This window comes from Frankia sp. BMG5.23 (assembly GCF_000685765.2).
In the GTDB taxonomy this organism is placed as follows: Bacteria; Actinomycetota; Actinomycetes; order Frankiales; family Frankiaceae; genus Frankia; species Frankia casuarinae.
In genome coordinates this window covers 147,848-172,511 of sequence record NZ_JDWE01000006.1, presented here as the reverse complement: position 1 = coordinate 172,511, position 24,664 = coordinate 147,848, and the positions used below count along the sequence as shown (strand labels likewise).

The window sequence follows — 24,664 nt, the reverse complement described above, 5'->3', positions numbered from 1 at the left end:
CACACCTCATTTCCCCATTCCGGGGGCGCGGCATTGTCTATCGAATGGAGAACCTGTCAAGGGCACTACGTGAACGCCCTTGACAGAACCACCATTCGACAGTTTCTAAAAGCGCCCGGAACGGAGAAAAAAATGGTAGGGGAAGGAAAAGGCCCATCGGCTAGGAATGCCCGCGCGTGTAGTGGCGAGATAGAGCGTCAGCCGCCGCGCATGAGGGGCGCCGCACCAGGTACGGACGTGAGGAGTTGCCGAGCCTCACCCACCGCAACGGGCAGGGCACCCCGAGCGTTCCAGGATGCACACAACAGGCGAACAACCGTTCGGCGTGGTCCCCGGGGTGGCGCGGTCAGGTCGGAGAGGGAGCCCCGCCCGACCGCGTACCCACACGGAGCGTCGCGCGCCGCTCAGTCGCCGTAAAAAACGATCTCTGGCATGTCCGTGGCGTACCAGCCGCCATCCGCCGTGCGCTCCAGTGGCAACGACGTCGAGTCCACCCCGGATCGTGTCATCTCTCGCGGACCGCCACGGCCAGCACGCAGACGAGCCCCCGCGCCAGGAGCGACCACGTACACCGGTTCCGCCGCAGCGCCTCTCCTCAGTCGCGCCATCGGTCTACCGCCCGAACCGCGTAGCAGGCGACGCCGGGCTCTCCCACCCGGGCGTAGCCACGGTGGGGACGATGCCACGCTCCCAGTCGACCGGGCCGCCGCAGTCCGCCCACTCCTGAAGGTCAGCCCGTCCGGTCAACACCACACCCCGTTCCGCGGGAGCGTCCGAGCGTCCACCGCGAGACTGCGTGTTCCGCCGAGTCACCGGCCCGCACCCCACACCAGGAGCAGCGCGTCCACCCGCGACGTGCACAGCTCCACCCAGTCGACGGGCAGCGTCCCGAGCTGAAGCCGCTCCACCGCCGCAGCCACCCCCGCCACACCATGCAGCAGTGCAGCTGTTTCCAGGTGCTCCCGCACCTCACCCAGCGTCGCCATGTCCTCGGGAGTCGCGTACGACCCCGCCGCAAGAACCGCGATCATCTCGACACGCGACAGGTAGAGCGGAGTACCCAGCTTCCACGCCGACACCCCGACGTGATCGAACACGTCATCGGTCGGAGCCGACGACCCGACCCCCGCTACCACCGCAGAGATGTCCACTGTCAGTGACATTGTGCGTCCTCCCGGATCGACCCGGCACCACGCCGAGAACCGACACAGCCAGGAGCCACCCACCAAGGTCAGACGCTGTATGCTCAAAGAGCACTCGCAAGGTGCGTCTGGCCCGGTGTGGGGTGCCTCCCACCCGGGCCTTCTCCATGTCCAGAAGGCCCGGACGCCCGACGGGTTGCCTCCCGCCGTGGCGTAACTACAGAGTACCAGCATGCCTTAAGGCATGTCCACATGCCCTAGGGCATGGCCTCAAGATCTTTTGGTCGGTGGCGCTCGATATGCTCTAAGGCATGTCCACGCCGAGCCGCCCGCCGTATGCCCGGATCGCGGCATCGCTGCGAGACAAGATCGACACTGGCGAATACCCCCCGGGTACCCGACTCCCGCCGCACCGCGAGCTATCCCGGACGTTCAATGCAGCCCAGGAGACGATCCGGAGAGCGATTGCTCAGCTACAGAGTGAAGGTCTGGTAGAGACCCGTGGGCAGCACGGGACCTTCGTTCAGACCCGACCGTCGGTCCGCCGCATTGCGACCGACTTCTACCGGAGACGTCCGCAAGCATCTAACGAGTCGACGTCTCCGTTCGCACGTTCCGTCGCAGCGTCCGGCGGACGAGCGTCCTGGAACCACAAGACCACTCGTGAGACCGCAGACGAGCAGACCGCCGAGCGGCTCGCCATCCAGTCCAGCGACCCCGTGATCGTGACGCGATATCTCTACCTCTATGACGGGACGCCGATCCAGACCGCCACATCCTGGGAACCGGCCGCCCTCACCGCAGGCACGCCGATCGAGCTTCCCGAGGAAGGCGCGGCCATTGGCGTCGTGGCACGCTTCGACCTCATCGGCCACCGGATCGACTCCGTTGAGGAAGAGATCACGGCTCGCCCCCCAACCGCCGACGAAGTGACGACGCTTCAACTTCCGCCAGGTGTCTCCACCCTTGTGATGAAGCGCACCTACCGGGTTGGTGATACGCCGGTCGAGACGGCCGACATCGTCATGGCAGGGCACCGATCCGTGCTCTCCTACCGTCTCGCCGTGAACTGAGACGTTTGATGAACTGAGACGTTTGATCCAGGTGATCTAGGGCGCATCGTGCCAACTTTCCTTACTTGTTCCAGGTGATCTAGGGCGCATCGTGCCAACTTTCCTTACTTGTTCAAGGCGGGCCCTCCGGGCCCGCAGGCGCCCCCCGCGCCGCACCCGCCACGCCGAACGGGGCCCCAGTCGGTTCGCCGCGCGACACGGGGCCCCGCCTCCCTCCGGTCGGCACCCCGTGGCGCGTCGACCGCCGACCCCATTCCGCGTGTCGGAGCGTCGCAGATCGCCCGAGAACGAGCCATGATCAGAGTCAGCGGATCGTCAGCACAGCCGCCAGCACAGGCCATCACCAGCCGACACGAGACGGTCTAGAGCCCGCACCAGACGACACCTGAAGGCACCCAAAACGCCCATATAGCGTGAAAGCTCAGTGTTTGCAAGGCAGGGGTTAGGGGTTCGAGTCCCCTCGTCTCCACGCGCCGGCTTCGGCTGCTTGCCGATCTTTGATCGGCTGCGCCATCGGCCGTTATGCCTGCCCGGGGGGCGACCCCCGGACCCCCGAGTGTCGGGCTTCGCCCGACCTGGCGGGGGCTGGGTTGTTCGTTATGTAGCCACAGACGGACGGAGCATAATGATCTTGCCGGTTATGCTTCTGGATGAGCACCGCCACCTGGCTGGCCGATGGGCGGCGGGGCCGCGTCAGACGCGGAAGGGCCTCCTATCCGCCAGTCCCGGTGCTGGCGGGGCCGCCTCCTCGGTGCCCGGGGGCAGTCCTACCAGGTGTTCGGCCGTGTGTGGAGGCCGGACAACGCGGCCGACTCGACGAGCACGCGCCCTCACAGCATCGCGTCGGACCGGGACATCGCGGCGTGGACACAGGGGAGGGGACATAGGGGAGTGACGTGGGGATCGGAGTAACCGTTGCATAAGAGCGCCCGATAGCGGCGCTCATGCCGCCTCACCTTGCGGTGAGGCACTCCCGGTCTGACCGGCCGGAGCCGTNCCGGGTTCCCGTTTCCCAGCCGCCCGCCCCGCGGACGGGGTCTTACGGTCGGCTCCACGGGCGTTTACNGTCTCCGANGTACTGGCGGCGACGAGGTTGGACAGGTTGACCGCGGCGTTCAGGTCGCGGTCGCCTACCAGCCCGCAGGACTGGCAGGTGAACGTGAGTTCGGACAGTGTCAGGCTTGCGTGCGGCCGGGCGCACAGCGACGTCAGGATCTCGGTGACGTCGCGCACCAGGTCGTCGTCGACCTCGGCCGGGTCGACGACCAGCAGCCGCCGGCCCAGCGGGGCGAGCATGGCAGCGACGTCCGTGCCGGGGTGGGCGCGGCGGTGCCGGCCCACCCCGAGCTGTCGGGCTACTCGTAGGACAGGTTCGACTGCCCTTCGATCACGCGGCCAGCGATGTAGAGGTCTCCGTTGGAGTCCAGTATTGCGATGATCTTTTTCTGGTTGCCGTGGTGGGTCGTGAAGAAGATCTTGTCGGCTTCCTGGGAGGTGGAGTAGTTTGTGTTGACCGAGAGTTCGATGCTCACCGGTGAGCTGATGAGCACATCCTTCTTGGGCGAGTTCGGGTACTTCTGGTTCTGCCTCAACCTGATTCGGCCGTGGGTGTCGCCCTCATCCCAGTCCGTGGCCAATCCGAGATCAATTTCCGCCATGGTCTGCTCCATTCTGGCTTGCGCGGGAAACCTCTCCTGGCTGGAGTAGGTTCGTATGGTTTCGAGAAAAACCCGGCCATCGGCAAACAGGAGTTAGCAGGAGGCATCTCTGCGTGCGCCGGCCCGGAGAGAACACCGCACGTTCCGGCCGGAATTTTCTCGACTTCCGGCTGCGCTCCTGGCCAATTTTTCTACCCGATCGGACCAGTAAACGGGTGCGTGGAAGTCTCAATAGACAGGAACGATCGCTTCCTTGATCTCCGTATTCCCTGTTCCGGATGGGGCCGTTCAACCATCCGAGTCACAGGCATGAGGGCCACAACACCTCTCCCCCCCAGAGCTAGTGATGGAAGCGTACCTCGCGTACGTAGCGTCACATTCCGGAGGCGGTGGCGCACGGATATTACCTAAATGTATCAAACCAGTTAACCACTGTCCGCTTTTGGGTGGAGTCGAACCAGATTTCCTACCTGGAGCTGTGCCCGATCTCGGCGGGGATCGAGTGGTTCGAGTCGGGTACCTCGCGAATACCGGCCCACACGCTGTCTCGTGCCCTCGTGATGGCCACGTACATCTGTCGGCGTTCCAACTGGGTACGCTCGCGAAACGCGTCGGCCGACTCGGACGGCCGCCGCGGCTTCGGGAAGAGGTTGCGGTCGGGAATACAGACATGGGCGAAGTCGAGACTCTTGACCCGGTGGTACGTCCCGACCTTGACCGCCTCACAGCTGGTTCCGTCATACTCCTTGAGGGAAACCGCTGGAATGCCCCGCTCGGTGAGGACGCGCAGCCACCGTGCAGCCGCGGCGTTCGTCGGCACGAGCACCGCCATATCGCCGTAACGGACGTTCCGATTGTCATGGAACTCCACGAGGTGCTCGCAGAGCGCCGCATCCTGCGCCACGGTGCCCGACACCGTGACCTCGCGGATCTCGCCTCCCGGCCGGTCGACGTCGACCTCGCGCCGCCCGCGTTCCTGGACGCCGTCGAGGTCGTCGAAGCTGTCGTCGGCGACTACCGCCTGGGCGTAGCGCAGGATCTTCTCGCGATTACGGTAGTTTTTCCCGAGCACGGTGGAGCGTCCGACGACGGCGACGCCGGCCTCGGCGAGGGTGAAACCGCCGGGATAGATGGACTGCTGGCCATCGCCGACCACGAGCAGGCCGTCCGGCTTGTCGCCGACGAAGGCATGCAGCAGTTGCAGACCGACGCACGTAAGGTCCTGTACCTCGTCAACGATCACCGCGTCGTACCGGGTGTCGGAACTCTCGCGCACCAGGTCGCGAGCCAGGAGCAGCACGTCGTCGCGATCGAGGACGCCGCGCTCTGTCCGGAGCTGCTCGTACCGTTCGTACAGCTCCCACACCGCACGCCGGTGGGTCGGTTGCAAGGGAGTGCTGCGCCCGACGCGTGCCAGCTTGGCGTACTGCTCGAAGTCGGTCAGGCCTCGGCCCTTGACGACTGTCGCGATCTCGTCCTTCCAGTACCCGGGAGCCAGGCCGAGCCCGGGCAGAACCGAGAACTGCCCGACCTGCCCCCAGGCGCGCCAGAAACAGGTGTCGGCGGCCTCCTGCTGGTGCCGGTCTGCCAAGCCGTGTTCGCGAAGACAACGTGTGGCGACGGCGTGGACGGTGGCGAACTCGATCCGGTCGACGTGCTCGGGGGCCATCCGGGTCAGCAGTGCGCGGTAGACCGGCCCCAGCGTGCGCACCAGCGAGGTGAACAACACCCGTTCCCCGCGGGCGGCCAGATACTTGGCGCGGTGCAACGCGACGACCGTCTTGCCGGTACCGGCCGCGCCGCGGACGCGGGCCGGACCGGACCACTGCCGGCCGGCCAGGCGGGCCTGCGTCGGGTGCAGCCAGGTCATCCACGTCTCGATCGGCTCTCGGGCGGCGGCGTCGAGAAGTTCTTGCCACAGCTCCTCGCGGCTCAGCAGCGCATCCTGATCTGGTGGAACCGATTGCTCGGGCGGCGACAGCGGCTCGGAAGAAGTCGGACGCCCGGCCGGAGCTGGACAGTAGGCCTGAGTGGGCCGCTCGATAGCGGCTGGGCTTTCGGTCGCGGCCGTACCGTTCGAAGAGGGACCTGCCCGGCGCGCGACCGGACGGCGGACAGACCGTGAGGTCGGCGCCTTGGCGACCGTGACGGCGGTGACGGCGGCGGCGGTGGTGGTGGTGGTGGCGGCGGTGGCGCGGGGCATCGGCGGGCAACCGCGTGCCAGACGGTCCAGTAGTTGTTCAACGAGGTCCGGTGCCAGGCGTGCGCCACGACGCGCCAAGTCGCGGGTTAGGTCCTGCTCGCCGAGCACCGTCACCCGGTCGAGTTGTGCCCGGACGTTTTTCCGCCTGGCCAGAACCAGCAGCGGAACCACCTCGGTCGGTGGCAGACCTGCCTCTACCAGCACCTCCTCCACCGCTACGGTCTGATCCAGAAGTTTGCGGACATCGTCGTCCGCGTCGGCGTCGCCACGCCATAACCGGCCGCGTTCGACGGTGATCTCTCGCCAGTTCTTCACGTCTACCACGAAGACTCCGCCAGGCCCCACCACGATCACGTCGATGTTGGCCCGGCGGGTGCCTGGCCACCGTCGGTCCGGCAGCACGTGCCACCCTGCGTCGTCCATACCGACCAGCACTCGGACCACACTCTGCTCGGCCCGGCCACCGGCTTCCCAGCGCTGGCGGTGGCGGCGTAACTGCTTCAGCACGTCGGTCAGGTGCTGGATCTGTCGCTGGACTCCGTCGATCTCCATCCCGAGCAGGACAGCTTGACCGAGGGCCGACGGTTCTGGCAGCGGGTCGGCGTCTCGCGTCGACGAGGCGGTCGTCGGCGGATGGGCGGTCGACGTGCCGGCGGTCGACGCAGCGGTGGCGGGGATGCGCGCTGCCGGTCCATCCAAAAGCACGTTACTACTCCCTCACCTTATGTCACAGGTAAGAGTACGGTAATGAGCCATCGTTTGGCTACGTTTACGGGCGACGGTGGTCTGCAGGCCCTAGGGAAGAGTGGTTGTTCTTGGAAAGGTGAGTCCACTTTCGAACGCTGGTTCGAGCGTGCCGACTCGAACTCTTCGAACACCCTGGCCACGGCCGCTTTCGGCAGAGAACGATCACGTAAGTTCGCTCTAGACCGCCAGCACGATGGCGGCGCTGATGCCGCCGAGGCCGAGGGCGAAGGCCGCCTCGGGCAGCCCGCCGTCGCGCCGCCGGAAGAGGCGGTCGAGCGCCAGCCGCCCGGCACCGACCGCAGCCACCGTGATCGCGACCACCGCGACGCACAGCGGGTACTCCATGCCGCCGTCGGTTTCCCACAGTCCGTTCGGTGCGGTCACGATCATTGCGTTGATCATCACGCCGATCACGGCCGCGGCCGCCAACGGAGTCAGCAGGCCCACCGCCAGGCCGAGGCCGCCGAGGAACTCGGACGCGCCGGCCAGCCCGGCGAAGAAGGTGCCGGGATGGTAACCCAGCTGGGCGAATCCCTTGCCGGTCGCGGTGAGGCCGTGGCCGCCGAACAGGCCGAAGAGCTTCTGCGCGCCGTGCCCGGCGAGCAGTAGACCGAAGGTCATCCGGAGCAGCAGCAGCCCGAGGTCGGCTGCGGACACGGCCGTGCGGGACGGGCCCGTGCGGGACGGGCCCGTGCGGGACGGGCCCGTGCGGGACGGGCCCGTGCGGGAGGCGTCGGGCGGGGCGGGGGTGGCGGGTGCCAGGTGGAGGGATGCCCGGTGCCGCGTAGCGAGCAGTTTCATGTCGAAACCCTGATCCAGGCGAAAGCATACGGTGAAGCTTTGGTCACTACTGTGCCTGCCCGCTCTGCCGGGCCGGTACCACCGCGGTCCTCCCCACGCCCGTGGGGGTGATCCGACCGGGGGAAGCGCGCACCTGAGCGGATAGATGGCGATCATCGGCGTCCTGCCAAGGTGGAGCGGCCGGCGCTGCACTAGCCCGTCGTGGGCCTGGATCTGGCCGGTCCGTGGTTCGGGCGAGCCAGGCGTGGGTAGAGACTGAAAGTGGTCAGAAGAGGCACGCTGGGTGATGATCTGCATTCTTCTAGGGAGAAGAGAAGATTGTGACCCTACCCGCGCGACTCGGCGACCGTCCGGCGACGCTCATCCGGTGGCATCTGGGCCCGTCTACAACGGGCCGGCGGCGTCCGGCAGGCGGGCGTGTGTGGCGCCGGCTGGGCCGGGCAGCTGCCTGCTGCCAGGACGGAACAACCAGATGGCGAGCATGGAACGCCGGCGCCCTCGGCAGAACTGGTCCGATCTGTTGGGTCGGCCCAGGTCGCAGGCGCGGACGTCCGCGGCGGGGCTGCTCGGCCGGCGCGGGGCTGGGGCCAGGAGTCACTGCCCGGGGGCGAGTACCTTCCTGGAGGGGTAAGCATGGCCGACATCCGTAGCACGATCGTCCGGCGGCCGGTCACCGTGGAGCGGTCCACCACGGTTCGGGACGCGGCGGCGCAGATGGAACGGCAGGGCGTGGGCGCGCTCCTCGTCATGGAGAACGACCGCCTGGTCGGGATCGTCACCGACCGCGACATCGTGCTACGCGGCGTTGCCCGCGGTATCCCGACGGACAGCCGGATCGACGCCCTCATGACCACCGAGGTCATCACCGTACCGTCCGGCGTCGACCTCGAACGGGCCTACGAAATCTTCCGTGACCACGCGATCCGCCGGCTCCCGGTCGTCGACGGCCGCCGGCTCGTCGGCCTGCTGTCCGTCGACGATCTGCTCATCCGCACCGAGCACGAGATGGCCGAGCTGGTACACCCGCTCGCCGATGAGGTCTTTGCCCCCCACCGCGAGGCCCCACCGCTGGCTACCACCGGCGAGGAGCCCGTCGAGCCGGCGCTCGAACTGCCGCCCCGGCGTAGGGCGATGCGCGCCCATCCCGGCGACACCCTGGTTGTCCACCGTCCCACCGTCACGCAACCGGACCGCCTTGGGGAGATCCTTGAGGTGCGCTCGCCTGCCGGCGACCCACCGTTCACCGTCCGCTGGTCCGACACCGGGCACGTCAGCTTCGTCTACCCGGGACCGGACGCCGAGGTCCGCCACCCTCCCGAGGAGGCCCGCAGCGGCACCGGCTGAAAAGGACGACGGGTTCAACCCTGCATGCGTGACAAACACGCACCGTCAGGCTAATCATGCTACGGGATCGTGACGTTCCGCTGCGACCAGCCTGCCGGGAGGGCAGTGCAGCAGCCAGAAGCCGCCCTCCCGTACCCCGAGCTGGTCCGGGACCGGCCAGCACCAGCCGTCCAGGAGCCGTCGGATCAGGTCGGCAACGATGGTGCGCTGGCTACAGATCGCCGTCGGAGTCCCGGACGCCGCGAGCCCCATCAAGGTAGCGACCACCCTCGCCTCCGATCCGGGATAGCCGGTGTCCGCCAGCGCCGGCTCCGGTTCGACGGCGAGCCCGGCCGCGCGCGCGTACGGGGCGAGCGTGGCGGTGCAGCAGGGCAGGTCGGCGCTGATCAACAGGCGAATCCCCAGGCTGGTCAGCAGCGGCACCAGTGCGTTCGCCTGGGCCCGGCCGCGCTCATCGAGCGGGCGTAGCCGGTCAGGCCCGTCCCAGCGCCGATGGTGGGCGGCCCGAGCGTGGCGGATGACGACGAGTGCGGCCGTCGGCGCCGGCAGCCGACCCGCCGGCAGCCGACCAAACTCGGCGAGGACGTGGCGGTCGGTGTCGTAGCTGACCCGGCGCGCCGCATCCCCCTTCGCCAGCCAGGCAAGCCTGTCCACCTCCCGGGTGGGGACGAACGTGCCGGAATGGGCCTGCATCGCCCAGTACCGGACCGTCTTCACCGTCCTGCCGCCGTCCGTCAGGTAGCGGTACTCGCCGAGCGGGGGCCCGAGCCAGGCCCGGTAACCAGTCTCCTCCTCGACCTCCCGCAACGCACCGAGCAACGGATGTTCCCGCCGACGCAGCTTGCCCTTGGGCAGGGACCAGTCGTCGTACCGCGGCCGGTGCACGACCGCGATCTGCCGCCCGTCCCGCGTGGGCCGCCACAGCACCCCACCGGCGGCACCTACGACCCGTACCGGCCTATCCCAGGGATCAGCCGACGACTTCATGCCGTCCAGTCTTCGGCTCCAGCCGCCGCGGCGCCAGGACGACGGGCACATCCCCGCAAGACCCGGTCCCGCAAGCCTCGGTCGACAACCCGCCGCCGGCGGCGCGGATCGCGGTCGGGCCGTCCGCGGCGTCCATCGCTACCAGGGCGGGGATCCCCACCTGAAGCGCATGTTCCCCGACGGCACCCAGGGGTATGGAACTCGCCACAGAAGGTTACCGCTGTCCGGGGAGTGGAGGGTGAGGTGACGGACGCAGGTGTGGCCGAGCTCGTCGTCGAGCCGGCGGTGCTCGGGACGCTCGTTGACGTGCTGCGTGCACGCGGGTATCAGGTCGTCGGCCCGACGGTGCGGGATGGCGCGATCGTGTACGACAAGATCAGTAGCGCGGCGCAGCTCCCGGTGGGGTGGACCGATGTCCAGGAGGCGGGTCGTTACCGGCTCGAGCGTCGTCGCGACGCGGCGCTGTTCGGTTACGCGGTGGGGCCGCATTCGTGGAAGCAGAACCTGCTGCCGCCCCGGCTGCGCCTGCTGACGACCCGCCGCGACGGCGATGGCGGCTTCGGCGATGGCGGCTTCGGGGACGGCGGCTTCGGGGACGGCGGCTTCGAGGTGGCGGAGGAACCGCTACCGCGGGCAGCGGTGGCATTCCTCGGCGTCCGTTCCTGTGAGCTGCAGGCCATCGCGACCCAGGACCGGATCCTGCTCGGGGGGCGCCACGCCGACCGCGACTACGCTGCTCGCCGCAGCGATGTGTTCATCGTCGCGGTGAACTGCCACGAGCCGGGTGGGACCTGCTTCTGCGTGTCGATGAACACGGGCCCGGCGGTGCGGGAGGGCTACGACCTGGTCCTCAGCGAAGTCCTGGCCGGTGACCACCGGCTGCTCGTCGAGGCGGGCACCCCCCGGGGCGTCGAGATACTGGGCGAACTGGCGGGGCGCCCGGGCGAAGCCGCCGACCGGAGCGCGGCCCAGGCGGCCGTGGATGGGGCGGCCGACCGGATGGGACGCACCGTCGACGCGGCCGACCTGCGTGACCTGCTCGCGGACAACCTCGAACACCCACGGTGGGACGAGGTGGCGCAGCGGTGCCTGAGCTGCGGCAACTGCACGATGGTGTGCCCAACCTGCTTCTGCACCTCGGTGGAGGACGTCAGCGACCTCACCGGAAGTGAGGCGGAGCGCTGGCGCAGCTGGGAGTCCTGCTTCTCGCTGGACCACTCCTACCTCCACGGCGGCAACGTCCGTGCCTCCGGACGCTCCCGCTACCGCCAGTGGTTGACCCACAAGTTCGGCACCTGGCACGACCAGTTCGGAACGTCCGGATGCGTCGGCTGCGGACGGTGCATCACCTGGTGTCCCGTCGGCATCGACGTCACCGAGGAACTGACCGCCATTCGAGCGAACTCCGTGGCCGGCGATGACGTTGGTTGAGGCACCGCTCGGCGAGGTCGGCGTCTTCGCCGGTATGCACCCGGACCACCTCGCCCTCCTCGCCGGGTGCGCCCGGCACGCCATCTTCCACCCGGGCGACGTACTCCTGCGGGAAGGCGACCCGGCCGACACTCTCTACGTCATCCGGCACGGCACGGTCGCGATCGAAACCTTCGTCCAGACCCGGGGTCTGGTCCCCATCGAGACCGTCGGAGCCGGCAATGTGGTGGGCTGGTCCTGGCTGTTCCCGCCGTACCGGCTCCATTTCGACGCCCGTGCCCTCTCGCTGGTCCGCGCCACCGCCATCGACGGTGCCTGCCTACGCGAGAAGTTCTCCCAGGACCCGGCGCTGGGCTACGACGTGCTGTCCCACCTTGCGCAGGTGCTCATCGAGCGCCTGCAGGCCACCCGGTTGCGGCTGCTCGATGTCTACGCAAACCCGGGCCAGGGCTGACGGCCCGGCCGGGGAGATGACCCCTCGGCCGTTCCGGGTGACCCGCCGCCACCAGGAGACGGGTGACACGTGGACCCTGGAACTCGCGCCGCTCTCCGACGTTCCGATCATCGCCGCACCCGGCCAGTTCACCATGGTCTACGCTTTCGGCGTCGGCGAGGTCCCCCTGTCCGTGACGGGCTGCGACCCGGCGATGGGCGACGAATCCGTGGCGGGCGACGACTCCGTGACGGCTGGTACCGACAGCCCGCTTGTGCACACCGTCCGAGCGGTCGGCGCGGTGACGGAAGCGATCTGCGCGTCCCGCCCGGGCGACGTCCTCGGGGTGCGTGGCCCGTTCGGGCGAGGCTGGCCGGTAGGCGCCGCAGCCGGGCTGGACGTCGTCGTGGTCGCGGGCGGGCTCGGGCTGGCGCCGCTGCGGCCGGTCGTCCGGCAGATCCTGCGACGGCGCGCCGACTACGGCAACGTGGTCGTGCTCGTCGGCACCCGTATACCCGCGGACATCCTCTACCGCCGGGAACTGGCCGGTTGGCAGGACCGCACCGACCTCCAAGCCCTGGTGACCGTCGACGGTGCGCGGCCCGGATGGGACGGCCGGGTCGGCGTCGTCACCACCCTCCTCCCGCACGTGCGTTTCGATCCGGCCAGAACCGTCGCGTTCACCTGCGGACCCGAGATCATGATGCGGCTGACCGCACGGGCCCTGGTCGACGCCGGCGTACTCGCCGACCGCATCCACCTGTCCATGGAACGCAACATGCACTGCGGCCTCGGTCACTGCGGCCGCTGCCAGCTCGGCCCGCTGATGCTCTGTCTGGACGGACCGGTCTGCGGCTACGACCGCCTGGAACCGTTGCTCGCCGTCCGGGAGCTGTGATGCCGATGCCGATGCCGATGTCTACGCCGATGTCTACGCCGATGTCTACGTCGACGCCGACCAGCCCAGCCAGGCCCCGGCTCGCCGTCTGGAAGTTCGCCTCCTGCGACGGGTGCCAGCTCACCCTGCTCGACTGCGAAGATGAGCTGCTCTCGCTCGCCGGCGAGATCGACGTCTCCTACTTCCTGGAGGCATCCAGCGCGACCGTCGACGGTCCCTACGACCTCTCCCTCGTCGAGGGCTCGGTCACCACCGAACAGGACGTGGAACGCATCCACCAGGTCCGGGCCGCGTCCCGGCGTCTGGTCACAATAGGCGCCTGCGCGACCGCCGGCGGCATCCAGGCGCTCCGCAACTTCGCCGACGTCGGTGACTTCCTCGCGGCCGTCTACGCCACCCCGGCGTACGTCTCGACGTTGGCGACCTCCACCCCGATCTCCACGCACGTCCGGGTGGACTTCGAACTCCAGGGCTGCCCGATCAACCCTCGCCAGCTCCTCGAAGTCATCAGCGCGTTCCTCGCTCGCCGACGCCCGAACATCTCCTCGTCCTCCGTCTGCACCGAATGCAAACGGCGGGGGACGGTGTGCGTGATGGTCGCGCACGGCACGCCGTGCCTCGGCCCCGTCACGCATGCCGGATGCGGTGCGATCTGCCCGGCCTATCACCGCGGCTGTTACGGCTGTTTCGGCCCGATGGAGAGCCCCAACACCCCCGCGTTGATCCGCCAGCTACGGGTCCTCGGGATGAACGAGGACAACGTCGACCGAGTGTTCCGGACGTTCAACACCGCCGCGCCGGCATTCCGCGACGCCCCCGGCGAGGGTTCGGGAAGCGGTGAGACCGATGCGCGCGACTAGGACCATCGCACCTCCCCCACTCACCAGGGTCGAGGGCGAAGGAAGGCTGCTAATCAAGATCACCGACGGGCGGGTGGACGAGGCCCACCTGAAGATCTTCGAACCGCCGCGCTTCTTTGAGGCGTTCCTCCGCGGCCGGGCCTACACCGAGCCACCCGACATCACCGCCCGGATCTGCGGCATCTGCCCGGTCGCCTACCAGATGAGCGCGCTGGCGGCCATCGAACAAATCTGCGACGTCACGGTCACCGGCCCACCCGCCGCCCTACGGCGGCTCATCTACTGCGGTGAATGGATCGAGAGTCACGCACTACACGTCTTCCTGCTGCACCTGCCGGACTTCCTCGGCTACGACAGCGCACTGCATCTTGCCCAGGACCAGCCCGCCCTGGTCAAGCTGGGACTCACGCTGAAGAAGGCCGGCAACACGCTCATGACGGTCATCGGCGGCCGCGCGATCCACCCCGTCAACGCGCGGGTCGGCGGCTGGTACCGGGCACCACGCCGGCGTGACCTGACCGAGCTCGTCGGGCAACTGGAACAGGCGCGGGACATCGCCCGGGACACCGCCCGCTTCACCGCCGCCCTGGACTTCCCCGAAGACGAACTCCACCAGACCTTCGTCGCGCTCCACCAACCTGGCGAATACCCCGTTGAGCGCGGCCGGATCGCCTCCACCGCTGGCCTCGACATCGCCCCGGCCGACTACGACCGGCACTTCACCGAAGAACAGGTGCCCTGGTCGAACGCCCTGCACTCGACCCTGGCCGCGGGCGGCTCCTACCTCACCGGACCGCTGGCTCGCTTCGCGCTGGGCGCGGAGCGGCTGGCGCCCGCCGCCCGCGAGACCGCCGCCGAGATCGGCCTGCGCCCACCGGAGCGCAACCCCTACCGCAGCATCATCGTGCGCTGCATCGAGATGGTCCACGCCGCCGACGAGGCGCTGCGGATCATCGCGGACTACACCGAGCCCGACCCCTCCGCGCTGGAGGCCCCGCCCCGGGCGGGAACCGGATACGGGGTCACGGAGGCACCCCGCGGCCTGCTCTACCACCGCTACACGATCGACCACAACGGCACCATCCTCGACGCAAAGATCGTGCCACCAACCGCCCAGAACCAACGTCCGATCGAAGAAGACCTGCGCGGTGTGGTGGAACGCTTCATGAACCTGTCGGAGCCCGAACTCGCCCTGCGCTGCGAACGGGCCATCCGCAACTACGACCCCTGCATCTCATGTGCGACCCACTTCCTGACTCTCCACATCGAACACGGCTGACCGTCATCGGGATCGGCAATCCCTACCGACACGACGACGCCGTCGGCCTGGCAGTCGCGCGGCAGCTATGCTGCACGCTCCCAGCCGGCGTCGACGTACTCGAAGGCGCCGGCGAGCCGACAGGGCTGTTCGCCGCCTGGGAAGGGGCCGACGCCGTCTGGATCATCGACGCCGCCCATTCCGCGGCCCCGCCCGGAACTGTGCACCGCATACCGGCCAACGAGCGCACACTACCGGCGGATCTCGTCGGGCCATCGACCCACGCGCTCGGCCTCGCGGACACCATCGAGATCAGCCGAACACTCGGCTGGCTTCCCCGGCATCTCGTCATCTACGCAATCTGCGGCCATACCTTCTCCGCAGGCCTCGGACTTGACCCCGAGGTCGCGGCGGCGGCCCGAAACGTGGCCGCCGCCATCCGCGCCGAAACAGCGATCTATGCCGCCAGGGAACCTGACGATGCCGCCAGGGAACCCACGATCTCCGCTGACCGCCGCCAACCGCGGTAGCCGAAGGCCCGCGTTGGCGGTGGGGTTCGGTCACGGGACTTCGCGCGGCCCGGGGGCGGCGTTCATCAGCCACGTCACCGTGCGGCTGATGTCCGACAGGGACAGGATCCCGACGAGTCTGCCTTGATCCATCACCAGGACGCGGTGCTCGGCGCCGGGCTCCATGCGCGGCAGCAGATCCGCCAGCGGGTCGTCGGGACCCGCGATGGTGGTCCGCGACAGTGGCACCATCACCTCGCTTACCGTTACCGTGCCGCTCTTCTCCGGCGGCACCTGCTTGGCGCCGTCCAGGGTCACCAGCCCGACCGGGGCTCCGTTCTCGCCGGTCACCGGGAACGCCGAGTGCCGGTACCGGTACAGCGGGCCGGCCAGCAGGTCCGCGACGGTCAGGGCCGCGGGCACCGTGAGCGGTTTCGTCGTCATGGCGTCATGTACCGGGACGCCGGCGAGCACACCGCGCAACTGCGCCTGCCGTCCCTCGGCGGTGGCGGCCGCGATGAGGAACGAGCCGATCAGGGCCAGCCAGAGCCAGCCGAATCCGCCGCCTCTCATGAACACGAGGAGTCCCAGAACGACGAGCAGCCAGCCGAGGACGCGTCCGGCCGCGGTGGCCCCGGCGGTCGCCCGCAGCCGATCTCCCGTACGCCACCACAGGAAGGCGCGCAGCAGCCGCCCACCGTCGAGCGGAGCGGCGGGAAAGGCGTTGAAGACGGCGAGCAGCAGGTTGATGCCCGCCAGCCAGGCCACCACCTCGATCAGGAGTTCGGGCGCGGACGCCAGGGCGAGCAGCCAGGCGCCCAGCACGAAGAGCCCGCCCAGCAAGAGGCTGACGAGTGGGCCGACACCAGCGATCCGCAGCTCCGCTGCCGGGCTCGACGCCTCCGACTTCAGCCGGGCCACCCCGCCCAGCAGCCACAACACGATGTCGTCCACGGCCACCCCGTTGCGCTGGGCCACCACGGCGTGCGCCACCTCGTGGGCGAGCAGCGAGGCGAAGAAAACCACTGCGGCGGCAAGAGCCGCCACCCAGTACACCACCAGGGCATGGCCCGGGTAGGCCTGTGGGAGGCGGCCCTGCGCGAGGCCGAACGCGATGATGCCGAAGATGAGCAGCACGCTCCAGTGGACCCCGATCCGGACTCCAGCGATCCGTCCCACCACGAAGGTCGCCCGCACAGCGTCTCTCCCCTGTTCGAACGTGCCCCGGGACCAAGACCCGGCTCGACTCCGCGGTTAAGCGCGCAGCCGGCCCCGTCAGGCTGTCGCGAGGGCCACCTCCGTCGACTTGACCAGGGCGGTCACCGAGGAACCCGCGGCCAGAGCGAGGTCGGTCGCGGCGGCCAGGGTGATCGCCGCGGTGAGCACGCCGCCACCGTCGAGGGCGATGTGCACGACGGCCATGGCACCGCCGGTCTCCAGGCTGGATACCGTGCCGCGCAGCCGGTTACGGATGCTTAGACCGTCCACGCCGCCCGTGGCCAGCGCCACCTCGGTGGACTTGATCAGAATCTCGACGGTGGCCCCCACCGAGAGGCCGAGATCCTTGATCGCATCAAGGGTCACCGCGGCGGTGACGGTCTGCCCGCCGGAAAGATCGACGGTCACGGTGCTCATCACCGCACCTTCGGTGATGTCGGTGACGGTTCCGGTCAGTCGGTTGCGGATGCTCAGGCTCATCGGTCCACCTTGTCCTCTCGGGTGCCGCCAGGTGCCGTCAGTCAACTCCTACCCGTCCGTCCGTGCCGCGTACATTCCTCACCTGCAGAAGAGTCGTGCGGAACAGTCGTGCGGAAGGGTCCTGCGGACGAGTGATGTCCGACAGGCGGTCGCGCCTGATCGGTCCGTGCGGGTCGCACCGCCCGCGTCGGGGGGAGCGGGCAGTGCGGTGCCACCGGTTCGCCTACCCCGAACAGGTCGATGTCGACCACCGACCCCGAGAGTCCGGCCTCCCGCACGCAGGCGCCCCGCACCGACAGAACACTGCCTTGACACAACGGATAGGCAGGAAATGTCGCCAGAAGCTCTACTGTTATCCACTGTCATGTCAGACAACACACCTACCTCGCCGCCAGCATGGGCGCCAGGTCACCCGCGCCTGATCCACCCACGTCTGCGACCCAAAGAAATCCCGGCCTCCCTCGGCGGCAGCCCCGCCGATCATCCGACTGGCGTCCACCCCCGCAACAACAGATCATCGTCGTATGACATCGGGCAATCGTGCTGAAGCAACGAAAGCGCACAACATTAAACAACGGCAACTCTCGGCGGACCGTCCGAGCGGCTGCCCCGGGTAGCCGACCGGGTAGCCGAGCCGCGGAGAATCACGATGGCCGATGGCCGGCGGCCGATGGCAACGGCTGCCGACGGTGGAACCGGCGCCTAGGCCGGACTACCCCCAGACTAACCCCCGAGCCAACCTCCGGACTAACCCCGTAGGGGGCTTGCGGAGGGCCTCGTAGGGCTGTTTTCGCTGTACCCGGCTGTCCCCGTCATCCGTATTCCCGACACGCCTGCGGGGAACGGTGTTCAGGGAAGCCGAGAATGTTCCGGGCCATGGCCTACCTCCCGATGAGGGGGCCAGAAGGGGTACCCCCGCTTCCGGTGTCGGACTACCTCGTAGGGGTGCGCATCCCTCGCGCTGGAACCGCCGCTGGAGTGCTCCGGAACGGGCGTCGGTCAACGACGTTGAGGGGACCGTTCCTCCTCGGCACCGCGTTCATGGTCGGCCGGATGTCTGGATGTGCGGCTGGCTGTGCATTGTGATCGGTGCGGCGCGGTCGCCCGATCCGCTCGTCGCGCGGCGGTGGTATCACTGGACCGGTCCGACGAGACGGACTGACCTTCGATAAGCCGGACGAGAAGTGGTCGAGCGGTGATTGCCGTGCTAGCTGATACGCTTTCAACAGTTAGCGCCCGCCTGCTAGCTCGGCTGCCGGCTGGAGTTAGCGCAAGTGCGCGCTCACTCATCACTTGCTATAGCGGCACGCCTGCGCCGGTCGCGGCGCTTGGTCGGTTGGGGGCATGGTTGCGGTATGGAAAAAGGCTTCTCGGTTTCCTGCGGAGCCTTTCACGTACGCGTGGTGTCGGCGGCGTTGCGTCGCGCGACCATCGATCCGGGGTTCGGAGCGTTCCTGTGGGTGGTGCCGCGGACCCCCGTCAGCAGTCGTCGGCTCTCGGCCGGCGATCCGCGGCGGCCGACATCTCTCGGCTGATCGGGGTCAGCCAACCGGGACCTGCGTCGAAGCCCGTGACGGGGCCCGTGACGGGACCTGCGTCGAAGCCCGTGACGGGGCCCGTGACGGGACCTGCGTCGAAGCCCGTGACGGGGCCCGTGACGGGGCCTACGTCGAAGCCCGTGACGAGGCCCGTGACGCGGCCTACGTCGAAGCCTGTGACGCGGTCTGGGCCGAATCCTGCGGCTCCCAGCGGGTGCTCGGATACGCCCGACGCAGTTCGGGGGGCGACGCAGTTCGGGGGGCGACGTCGGCGGCGAACCACTCAAGCTGCTCGCGCTGCCAGTCCACCGGCAGTGAGTCGACGCCGATACCGGTGAGCTGCTGGCCGTACAGTTCCCGGTAGTGGTCATCGATAACAGTCGAACCACCGGATTGCCGGCGTCGAATCCCGCCCGCCTGCCTCCGTCGACGGGGCCGGCCGGAACAACCGGCACCGCGGCCTGACTCCACCCCTGACGCCACGGATACGGGACGCCGGACCGGGCGGCCACCGAAGGCATCCACGTCTGTTCCGGGCGCTCAATGCAAGTGCAGCGGCGTCCGGCGAATGCGAGTGCTCAACAACAATGCGGGGCGCCGGGTAAATACGGGGGCAGGCCGACAGCGCAGGTGCGTTCCGGCAAATGCAAGTGCGCTCCGCGAATGCGGGGGCCGTCCCGGCGATGCGGGATTCGATCGACGGTGCATTGTCTCATGGCGTTCAACGCCGAGCTCAACGGCGAGTTCAATGCCGAAGACGGCGGGCGGCGTTGGAAAACGCCGCCCGCCGTCCCGGTCCGTGCCGCCAACCATGACGGTCCGCCACGATATGGCCACTTCCACTGGGCGATGGCGTGGGCGGAGCGGGACAGCGCCGTCGCCACGATGACGCTTTGTCGCCGTCGTTCCCACGCCGTGGTTCGCGGCCATGATCAAACATAGGCGTGACGAACACGAAGCTGCCGGATTTCCCCCGGTTGACCTGGCGGTCCACCGCCTCCGGCAGCCACGACCAGACACCTCCGTCGCCGACCGTCAGGCCGGCGACGGAGGTGACGGCCACCGGTCGCTTAATGCAGCGGGCGCATGCAGTCCCGGCAGCGGTCGTTCAGAATCGAGAGGAGCTCGACAGCCTTGAGTGAGGCGTCGCGCACCTTCGCGATGTCCTGCGAGGAGTTCAGCCTGACCAGCGCGGATTCAGCTCCGTCGGAGGCGCCCTCCCGGACCGCCTCGACGATCTCTGCCGCCGGTGTGCCGAACTGGAAGAGCAGAACCTCTTTGTCCTGGTAGGACGGTAGTTCCGTGGGCAGGTGCCCGAGACCGATGCCGGCGAGGTTCCGGCTCAGGATCTGCCGCACGTTGGTACCCAATCGGCCATAGCCGCCGATCTCCCGCAGTGTCCCCATGTTGATCCGGAAGACACCGTTGTTGCCTACTACGGTCGCACGCAGGTCCTCCCACGTTCCCGGCGGGTCGGACGGCACGCCGACCATCTGCGTGTCCGTCATCTCTACCATCCCGACTGGCAACCCAAGTACTCCACGTATGCGCGAACCGACACGCCCAGCTCCTTCCGCTCTCCATAGGAAAGCACTGCGTGCTGCCAGGTCGGCGTCGCCCGGCGTCGCCCGGCGGAAAATAACTGTTATCCATAAGATAACCGACTCCTCGGGCGAGGTCCACTCACGACGGACCTTGTCGGTTTCGGAAAAGTTAATCCTGGTGATCGGGATCGCGCGGCGGTCGGGAAGCTGCCAACATGAATGTGAGTCATCTTGTTCATCCGCCGTGACCAGCATCGATAGCGCCGACATCTCTACGTAACATGGCAGGTACCTCGCTGAAACTCTTGTTCGAATGTTCCGATAACATCTCATCTGCACGGGGCGTTTGCTACTGTCATCTACATCGCGCCGACGGAGCTGGGGGATCCCCGTAATCGGGCGATCTTCCTGGCGTACCGTGTGCTCCGGACCACTTCGGCGGCGCGCCCGGGGCTATGTGGGCGGCGCCACGGGGGAAAGTTTCCAGGAAAATTTTAATTAAAGATTTTTCCTTGAGAATATCCTTCGAGGTATCTTTCGGGAGAAGCTTCCAGTCATCCCGACGGAATACCTGTTAACGCCGAAGTTACCGGGGCTTGCAGGGCTGAAATAAACGGCTCCTAGTGTTCTTCGTGTCGCCACCGGACAAACGAAGAACCACTGTTCGGGGGCGATCCCATGGCCTTCTGTTCTCGATCGACGGCTGGTGATGACAGTGCCCGGTCCCCGTTTTCCCAGCTCATCCGCGCCTACGGTCGAGCCGGCCGCGCCGGTCAGGTTTTGCGACACCACCCTGCGCGACGGCGAGCAGGCGCCTGGAGTGGCATTCACCGCAGCCGAGAAACTTGCCATCGCCGCTGCTCTGGACGCCATCGGCGTACACCAGATCGAGGCCGGAATACCTGCCATGGGACCCGCCGAACGGGATGTCCTGCGGGAGATCCTCGCGACGCAACCCCAGGCCGGCGTGGTGGCGTGGTGCCGGGCCGACCGCCGCGACATCGATGCCGCGGTGTCCTGCGGAATTGTCACCGCGCACCTCACCATTCCCGTCTCCGACCTGCATCTGAAGAGCAAGCTGGGCCGGGACCGGGGATGGGCGCGGCGCCGCATCCGCGACTGCGTCTTCGACGCGGCCGACCGCGGGCTGCGATTCAGCGTCGGCCTGGAGGACGCCTCCCGCGCGGACGACAACTTCGTCATCGAGCTGGCCGGCGAGCTGCGCGAGTGGGGCGCCACCCGGATCCGCTGGGCCGACACGGTCGGTCTGCTGGACCCGGTCAGCGCCTACACCCGGCTCGGCCGGCTGGTCCAGGCGGTCCCGGGGGAGTGGGAGATCCACGCCCACGACGACTTCGGTCTGGCGACCGCAAACACCCTCGCCGCGGTTCAGGCCGGATTCACCTGGGTTAGCACCACGGTGCTGGGTCTGGGGGAACGGGCCGGCAACGCCCCGCTCGAGGAGGTGGCGATGGCCCTGCGGCACCTGTTGAAGGTGCCGGTGGACTTGGACACCACCTCGTTCCGCAGGCTCGCGCGGATGGTGGCCCGGGCCGCCTGCCGCCCGCTGCCGGTAGGCAAGGCGGTGGTCGGTGAGTCGGTGTTCGCGCACGAGTCGGGGATCCACGTCCACGGCGTGCTGCGACACCCGTCGACCTACGAGCCGTTCGACCCCGCCGAAGTCGGCGGGCAACGGCGGCTCGCGTTCGGGAAGCATAGTGGCCGGGCCTCGGTGCGTTACGCGCTGGCCCAGTACGGCATCACCGCCGACGACAGCGAGATCGAGCCGCTGCTTGAGCGGGTCCGGACCACGGCGACCCAGACGAAGCGCGGCCTGCACGGCCGTGACTTCCAGGAGCTTCTCGGGCGGGCCGAAGTGCCGGCCCCCCGAGTGGAGGCCCCGCCGTCCTAGGCCGGGTCCGGCAGGACCCGGACCCGGCTGACAGACGCAACGGGGTAGATCAACAACTAACGGTTGTGCCGATGTCCCGGCCAAACCCGGCCGGCGGCACGACTCCAGCCCAGGGGCTCTCGCGGCCCGACCTGCCCGATCGGCGTGGTCGTGGCACCGGTGCCCCCTGCGCTGGGCAACCGTTCCGAGGAGGAACACCGCATGCGCCAGATCGCATTCTATGGCAAGGGTGGTATCGGCAAGTCCACCACCCAGCAGAACACCATGGCGGCGATGGCCGAGATGGGCAAGAAGGTCATGATCGTCGGCTGCGACCCCAAGGCCGACTCGACCCGGCTCATCCTGCATTCCAAGGCCCAGACCTCCGTCATCCAGCTGGCTGCCGAGAAGGGCTCGGTCGAGGACCTGGAGCTCGACGAGGTCCTGGTAGAGGGCCAGTGGGGCATCAAGTGCGTCGAGTCCGGTGGCCCGGAGCCCGGTGTGGGCTGTGCCGGCCGCGGTGTCATCACTTCCATCAGCTACCTGGAGGAGGCCGGCGCCTACGAGGACCTCGACTTCGTCACCTACGACGTCCTCGGTGACGTCGTCTGCGGCGGGTTCGCGATGCCGATCCGCCAGGGCAAGGCGCAGGAGATCTACATCGTCACCTCCGGCGAGATGATGGCGATGTACGCGGCGAACAACATCGCCCGAGGCATCCTCAAGTACGCGCACTCCGGTGGTGTCCGGCTCGGCGGGCTCATCTGCAACAGCCGCAACACCGACCGCGAGGACGAGCTGATCATTGAGCTCGCCCGCCGGCTCAACACCCAGATGATCCACTTCATCCCGCGCAACAACGTCGTGCAGCACGCCGAGCTGCGCCGGATGACGGTCATCGAGTACGACCCGAAGAACGAGCAGGCCGACCAGTACCGGCAGCTCGCCAAGAAGATCGTCGACAACGACATGAAGACCATCCCGACGCCGATCACCATGGACGAGCTCGAGGAGCTCCTCATCGAGTTCGGGATCATGGAGCAGGAGGACGAGAGCATCATCGGCAAGGCCGCCGCTGTCGCCTGACCCTGTCACCTGCTCCGACTCCGTCGAGGATGAGGTCCCGACCATGACGACGACGCCGGCACCTATCAAGGCCGAGACCGAGGCGATGATCGCCGAGGTGCTGTCTAACTACCCTGCGAAGACGGCCAAGTTCCGGGCCAAGCACCTCAAGGCCAACGACCCCGATGGGTCGAAGGAGTGCGAGGTCAAGTCCAACATCAAATCCCGCCCGGGGGTCATGACGATCCGCGGCTGCGCCTACGCCGGTTCCAAGGGTGTGGTGTGGGGCCCGGTCAAGGACATCGTCAACATCAGCCACGGCCCGGTCGGCTGTGGCCAGTACTCCTGGGCCACCCGGCGCAACTACGCCCGCGGCCCCTGGGGCGTGAATAACTTCGCCGCGATGCAGTTCACGACCGACTTCCAGGAGAAGGACATCGTCTTCGGCGGTGACCCGAAGCTGGAGACGGTCTGCGACGAGATCGTCGAGCTGTTCCCGCTGGCCAAGGGGATCTCGGTCCAGTCCGAGTGCCCGATCGGTCTGATCGGCGATGACATCGAGGCGGTTTCCCGCAAGGCCTCGAAGAAGCTCGAGCTGCCGGTCGTCCCGGTGCGCTGCGAGGGGTTCCGCGGGGTCAGCCAGTCCCTCGGCCACCACATCGCCAACGACGCGGTCCGCGACCACGTGCTGGGTACCGGCGGGAACACCTTCAAGCAGACGCCGTATGACGTCGCGCTCATCGGCGACTACAACATCGGCGGCGACGCCTGGGCCTCCCGGAAGATCCTGGAGGAGATGGGCCTGCGGGTCATCGCCCAGTGGTCCGGTGACGGCACGATCAACGAGATGGCCTCGACGCACCTGTCGAAGCTGAACTTGATCCACTGCTACCGGTCGATGAACTACATCTGCACGACCATGGAGGAGCGCTACGGCACTCCGTGGACCGAGTTCAACTTCTTCGGTCCTACCAAGATCGTCGATTCGATGCGGAAGATCGCGGCTTTCTTCGACGACGAGATCAAGCAGAAGACCGAGGCTGCGATCGCCCGCTACCAGGTCCGGTTCGACGAGATCACGAACGCCTTCCGGCCGCGCCTGGAAGGCAAGCGGGTCATGCTCGCGGTCGGCGGACTGCGGCCCCGGCACACCATCGGTGCCTACGAGGACCTCGGCATGGAGGTCGTCGGCACCGGCTACGAGTTCGCGCACAAGGACGACTACACCCGTACTTACCCCGCTCTCGCGGAGGGCGTGGTCCTCTACGACGACCCGACGGCCTTCGAGCTGGAGGAGTTCGCCAAGCGGCTCAAGCCGGACCTGATGGGCGCGGGCGTCAAGGAGAAGTACGTCTTCCACAAGATGGGCGTCCCCTTCCGCCAGATGCACTCCTGGGACTACTCCGGGCCATACCACGGCGTGGACGGCTTCGCGGTCTTCGCCCGTGACATGGACATCGCGATCAACAGCCCGACCTGGGACCTCATGGAGACCCCCTGGTCGAAGGCCGGAGAGGTGTTCTGACCGGCCGGTCCGGCCCCCGCCGGCGGTAGCCGGCAGTCATCAGCCACGGTAGAAGGGAG

At 67.9% G+C, this 24,664-nt stretch carries 21 protein-coding genes and 1 pseudogene; 12 read left to right on the top strand and 10 right to left on the bottom strand.

The window, feature by feature from the left end; translation table 11 throughout:
- Positions 1 to 809: 809 nt before the first annotated feature.
- Complete coding sequence (locus tag BMG523DRAFT_RS04850; protein WP_152987828.1) at positions 810 to 1,163, bottom strand: hypothetical protein; 354 nt, start codon at positions 1,161 to 1,163, stop codon at positions 810 to 812.
- Positions 1,164 to 1,453: 290 nt separating this feature from the next.
- Here BMG523DRAFT_RS04850 and BMG523DRAFT_RS26970 point away from each other — a divergent pair, with 290 nt between their 5' ends.
- A complete protein-coding gene (locus tag BMG523DRAFT_RS26970; RefSeq protein ID WP_043590517.1) occupies positions 1,454 to 2,215 on the top strand; it encodes a GntR family transcriptional regulator in 762 nt (253 codons plus the stop codon).
- A 942-nt stretch (positions 2,216 to 3,157) separates the two neighbouring features.
- Here the strand turns inward: BMG523DRAFT_RS26970 and BMG523DRAFT_RS22660 are convergent.
- The 5 genes and pseudogenes from BMG523DRAFT_RS22660 to BMG523DRAFT_RS04825 all read right to left on the bottom strand — a co-directional run bounded on the left by BMG523DRAFT_RS22660 (position 3,158) and on the right by BMG523DRAFT_RS04825 (position 7,624).
- Positions 3,158 to 3,418, bottom strand: a complete 261-nt coding sequence (locus tag BMG523DRAFT_RS22660; RefSeq protein WP_349257427.1) for a zinc ribbon domain-containing protein — start codon at positions 3,416 to 3,418, stop codon at positions 3,158 to 3,160.
- Positions 3,407 to 3,529: pseudogene (locus tag BMG523DRAFT_RS24215) on the bottom strand (IS607 family transposase); the annotation flags it as partial. The pseudogene BMG523DRAFT_RS24215 and the gene BMG523DRAFT_RS22660, both read right to left, overlap by 12 nt.
- Before the next feature lie 41 nt (positions 3,530 to 3,570).
- Positions 3,571 to 3,873 (bottom strand): DUF6342 family protein, encoded by a 303-nt coding sequence (locus BMG523DRAFT_RS04835; RefSeq protein WP_011438859.1) that lies wholly within the window; start codon positions 3,871 to 3,873, stop codon positions 3,571 to 3,573.
- Between the two features lie 466 nt (positions 3,874 to 4,339).
- Positions 4,340 to 6,781, bottom strand: a complete 2,442-nt coding sequence (locus BMG523DRAFT_RS04830) for a UvrD-helicase domain-containing protein (protein ID WP_043590515.1) — start codon at positions 6,779 to 6,781, stop codon at positions 4,340 to 4,342.
- Between the two features lie 219 nt (positions 6,782 to 7,000).
- Positions 7,001 to 7,624, bottom strand: coding sequence for a DoxX family protein (locus tag BMG523DRAFT_RS04825; protein WP_043590513.1), 624 nt, complete (start codon positions 7,622 to 7,624; stop codon positions 7,001 to 7,003).
- Between the two features lie 633 nt (positions 7,625 to 8,257).
- Between BMG523DRAFT_RS04825 and BMG523DRAFT_RS04820 the strand changes: the two genes are divergently transcribed.
- Positions 8,258 to 8,968, top strand: a complete 711-nt coding sequence (locus BMG523DRAFT_RS04820) for a DUF1918 domain-containing protein (RefSeq protein ID WP_043590511.1) — start codon at positions 8,258 to 8,260, stop codon at positions 8,966 to 8,968.
- A 54-nt stretch (positions 8,969 to 9,022) separates the two neighbouring features.
- On the opposite strand, the gene BMG523DRAFT_RS04815 is transcribed toward BMG523DRAFT_RS04820, so the two are convergent.
- Positions 9,023 to 9,955, bottom strand: coding sequence for an NUDIX hydrolase (locus BMG523DRAFT_RS04815; protein WP_043590509.1), 933 nt, complete (start codon positions 9,953 to 9,955; stop codon positions 9,023 to 9,025).
- Between the two features lie 243 nt (positions 9,956 to 10,198).
- Between BMG523DRAFT_RS04815 and BMG523DRAFT_RS04810 the strand changes: the two genes are divergently transcribed.
- From BMG523DRAFT_RS04810 to BMG523DRAFT_RS04785, 6 genes are read left to right on the top strand one after another with little or no spacing between them, the layout of a single operon-like run.
- Positions 10,199 to 11,386 carry a 4Fe-4S dicluster domain-containing protein gene (locus BMG523DRAFT_RS04810; RefSeq protein ID WP_043590531.1) on the top strand — a complete coding sequence of 396 codons (1,188 nt, stop codon included), beginning with the start codon at positions 10,199 to 10,201 and terminating at the stop codon, positions 11,384 to 11,386.
- A complete protein-coding gene (locus tag BMG523DRAFT_RS04805) occupies positions 11,373 to 11,840 on the top strand; it encodes a cyclic nucleotide-binding domain-containing protein (RefSeq protein WP_043590507.1) in 468 nt (155 codons plus the stop codon). Before BMG523DRAFT_RS04810 ends, BMG523DRAFT_RS04805 begins: the two co-directional genes overlap by 14 nt.
- Positions 11,812 to 12,717, top strand: coding sequence for an FAD/NAD(P)-binding protein (locus tag BMG523DRAFT_RS04800; protein ID WP_235462859.1), 906 nt, complete (start codon positions 11,812 to 11,814; stop codon positions 12,715 to 12,717). The genes BMG523DRAFT_RS04805 and BMG523DRAFT_RS04800 overlap by 29 nt, the downstream gene beginning before the upstream one ends.
- A gap of 41 nt (positions 12,718 to 12,758) precedes the next feature.
- Positions 12,759 to 13,577 carry an oxidoreductase gene (locus BMG523DRAFT_RS04795; protein WP_134350982.1) on the top strand — a complete coding sequence of 273 codons (819 nt, stop codon included), beginning with the start codon at positions 12,759 to 12,761 and terminating at the stop codon, positions 13,575 to 13,577.
- A complete protein-coding gene (locus BMG523DRAFT_RS04790; protein ID WP_011438850.1) occupies positions 13,564 to 14,856 on the top strand; it encodes a Ni/Fe hydrogenase subunit alpha in 1,293 nt (430 codons plus the stop codon). The genes BMG523DRAFT_RS04795 and BMG523DRAFT_RS04790 overlap by 14 nt, the downstream gene beginning before the upstream one ends.
- Positions 14,814 to 15,365 carry a hydrogenase maturation protease gene (locus tag BMG523DRAFT_RS04785; RefSeq protein WP_051623771.1) on the top strand — a complete coding sequence of 184 codons (552 nt, stop codon included), beginning with the start codon at positions 14,814 to 14,816 and terminating at the stop codon, positions 15,363 to 15,365. Before BMG523DRAFT_RS04790 ends, BMG523DRAFT_RS04785 begins: the two co-directional genes overlap by 43 nt.
- A 30-nt stretch (positions 15,366 to 15,395) precedes the next feature.
- Here BMG523DRAFT_RS04785 and BMG523DRAFT_RS04780 read toward each other — a convergent pair whose 3' ends face one another.
- Positions 15,396 to 16,541 (bottom strand): site-2 protease family protein, encoded by a 1,146-nt coding sequence (locus BMG523DRAFT_RS04780; protein ID WP_011438848.1) that lies wholly within the window; start codon positions 16,539 to 16,541, stop codon positions 15,396 to 15,398.
- Between the two features lie 78 nt (positions 16,542 to 16,619).
- Positions 16,620 to 17,042: a molybdopterin-binding protein gene (locus tag BMG523DRAFT_RS04775; RefSeq protein WP_011438847.1), complete on the bottom strand. Its 423-nt coding sequence runs from the start codon at positions 17,040 to 17,042 to the stop codon at positions 16,620 to 16,622.
- A 2,252-nt stretch (positions 17,043 to 19,294) separates the two neighbouring features.
- On the opposite strand from BMG523DRAFT_RS04775, the gene BMG523DRAFT_RS04770 reads away from it, so the two are divergent.
- Entirely contained in the window at positions 19,295 to 19,522 is a 228-nt protein-coding gene (locus BMG523DRAFT_RS04770; RefSeq protein ID WP_043590503.1) for a hypothetical protein, read from the top strand.
- Between the two features lie 128 nt (positions 19,523 to 19,650).
- Here the strand turns inward: BMG523DRAFT_RS04770 and BMG523DRAFT_RS04765 are convergent, their stop codons facing one another.
- Complete coding sequence (locus BMG523DRAFT_RS04765; RefSeq protein ID WP_011438844.1) at positions 19,651 to 20,088, bottom strand: hypothetical protein; 438 nt, start codon at positions 20,086 to 20,088, stop codon at positions 19,651 to 19,653.
- 742 nt (positions 20,089 to 20,830) lie between these two features.
- Here BMG523DRAFT_RS04765 and nifV point away from each other — a divergent pair.
- The 3 genes from nifV to nifD all read left to right on the top strand — a co-directional run bounded on the left by nifV (position 20,831) and on the right by nifD (position 24,605).
- Positions 20,831 to 22,036 carry a homocitrate synthase gene (nifV, locus tag BMG523DRAFT_RS04760; RefSeq protein WP_035729057.1) on the top strand — a complete coding sequence of 402 codons (1,206 nt, stop codon included), beginning with the start codon at positions 20,831 to 20,833 and terminating at the stop codon, positions 22,034 to 22,036.
- A gap of 201 nt (positions 22,037 to 22,237) precedes the next feature.
- Positions 22,238 to 23,101, top strand: coding sequence for a nitrogenase iron protein (nifH, locus tag BMG523DRAFT_RS04755; RefSeq protein WP_011438842.1), 864 nt, complete (start codon positions 22,238 to 22,240; stop codon positions 23,099 to 23,101).
- 43 nt (positions 23,102 to 23,144) lie between these two features.
- Positions 23,145 to 24,605: a nitrogenase molybdenum-iron protein alpha chain gene (gene nifD / locus BMG523DRAFT_RS04750; protein WP_011438841.1), complete on the top strand. Its 1,461-nt coding sequence runs from the start codon at positions 23,145 to 23,147 to the stop codon at positions 24,603 to 24,605.
- Positions 24,606 to 24,664: the final 59 nt, after the last annotated feature.

Excerpts from the sequence above, each read along its gene's own strand:
- BMG523DRAFT_RS04805 (WP_043590507.1), top strand. The coding sequence starts at position 11,373 with ATGACGTTGGTTGAGGCACCGCTCGGCGAGGTCGGCGTCTTCGCCGGT.
- BMG523DRAFT_RS04800 (WP_235462859.1), top strand. The coding sequence starts at position 11,812 with ATGTCTACGCAAACCCGGGCCAGGGCTGACGGCCCGGCCGGGGAGATG.
- BMG523DRAFT_RS04785 (WP_051623771.1), top strand. The coding sequence starts at position 14,814 with ATGTGCGACCCACTTCCTGACTCTCCACATCGAACACGGCTGACCGTC.
- BMG523DRAFT_RS04775 (WP_011438847.1), bottom strand. The coding sequence starts at position 17,042 with ATGAGCCTGAGCATCCGCAACCGACTGACCGGAACCGTCACCGACATC.
- BMG523DRAFT_RS04795 (WP_134350982.1), top strand. The coding sequence starts at position 12,759 with ATGTCTACGTCGACGCCGACCAGCCCAGCCAGGCCCCGGCTCGCCGTC.
- BMG523DRAFT_RS04815 (WP_043590509.1), bottom strand. The coding sequence starts at position 9,955 with ATGAAGTCGTCGGCTGATCCCTGGGATAGGCCGGTACGGGTCGTAGGT.
- BMG523DRAFT_RS04770 (WP_043590503.1), top strand. The coding sequence starts at position 19,295 with ATGGCGTTCAACGCCGAGCTCAACGGCGAGTTCAATGCCGAAGACGGC.
- nifH (WP_011438842.1), top strand. The coding sequence starts at position 22,238 with ATGCGCCAGATCGCATTCTATGGCAAGGGTGGTATCGGCAAGTCCACC.
- BMG523DRAFT_RS04825 (WP_043590513.1), bottom strand. The coding sequence starts at position 7,624 with ATGAAACTGCTCGCTACGCGGCACCGGGCATCCCTCCACCTGGCACCC.
- BMG523DRAFT_RS26970 (WP_043590517.1), top strand. The coding sequence starts at position 1,454 with ATGTCCACGCCGAGCCGCCCGCCGTATGCCCGGATCGCGGCATCGCTG.
- BMG523DRAFT_RS04820 (WP_043590511.1), top strand. The coding sequence starts at position 8,258 with ATGGCCGACATCCGTAGCACGATCGTCCGGCGGCCGGTCACCGTGGAG.
- BMG523DRAFT_RS04850 (WP_152987828.1), bottom strand. The coding sequence starts at position 1,163 with ATGTCACTGACAGTGGACATCTCTGCGGTGGTAGCGGGGGTCGGGTCG.
- nifD (WP_011438841.1), top strand. The coding sequence starts at position 23,145 with ATGACGACGACGCCGGCACCTATCAAGGCCGAGACCGAGGCGATGATC.
- BMG523DRAFT_RS04835 (WP_011438859.1), bottom strand. The coding sequence starts at position 3,873 with ATGGCGGAAATTGATCTCGGATTGGCCACGGACTGGGATGAGGGCGAC.
- BMG523DRAFT_RS04790 (WP_011438850.1), top strand. The coding sequence starts at position 13,564 with ATGCGCGCGACTAGGACCATCGCACCTCCCCCACTCACCAGGGTCGAG.
- BMG523DRAFT_RS04765 (WP_011438844.1), bottom strand. The coding sequence starts at position 20,088 with ATGACGGACACGCAGATGGTCGGCGTGCCGTCCGACCCGCCGGGAACG.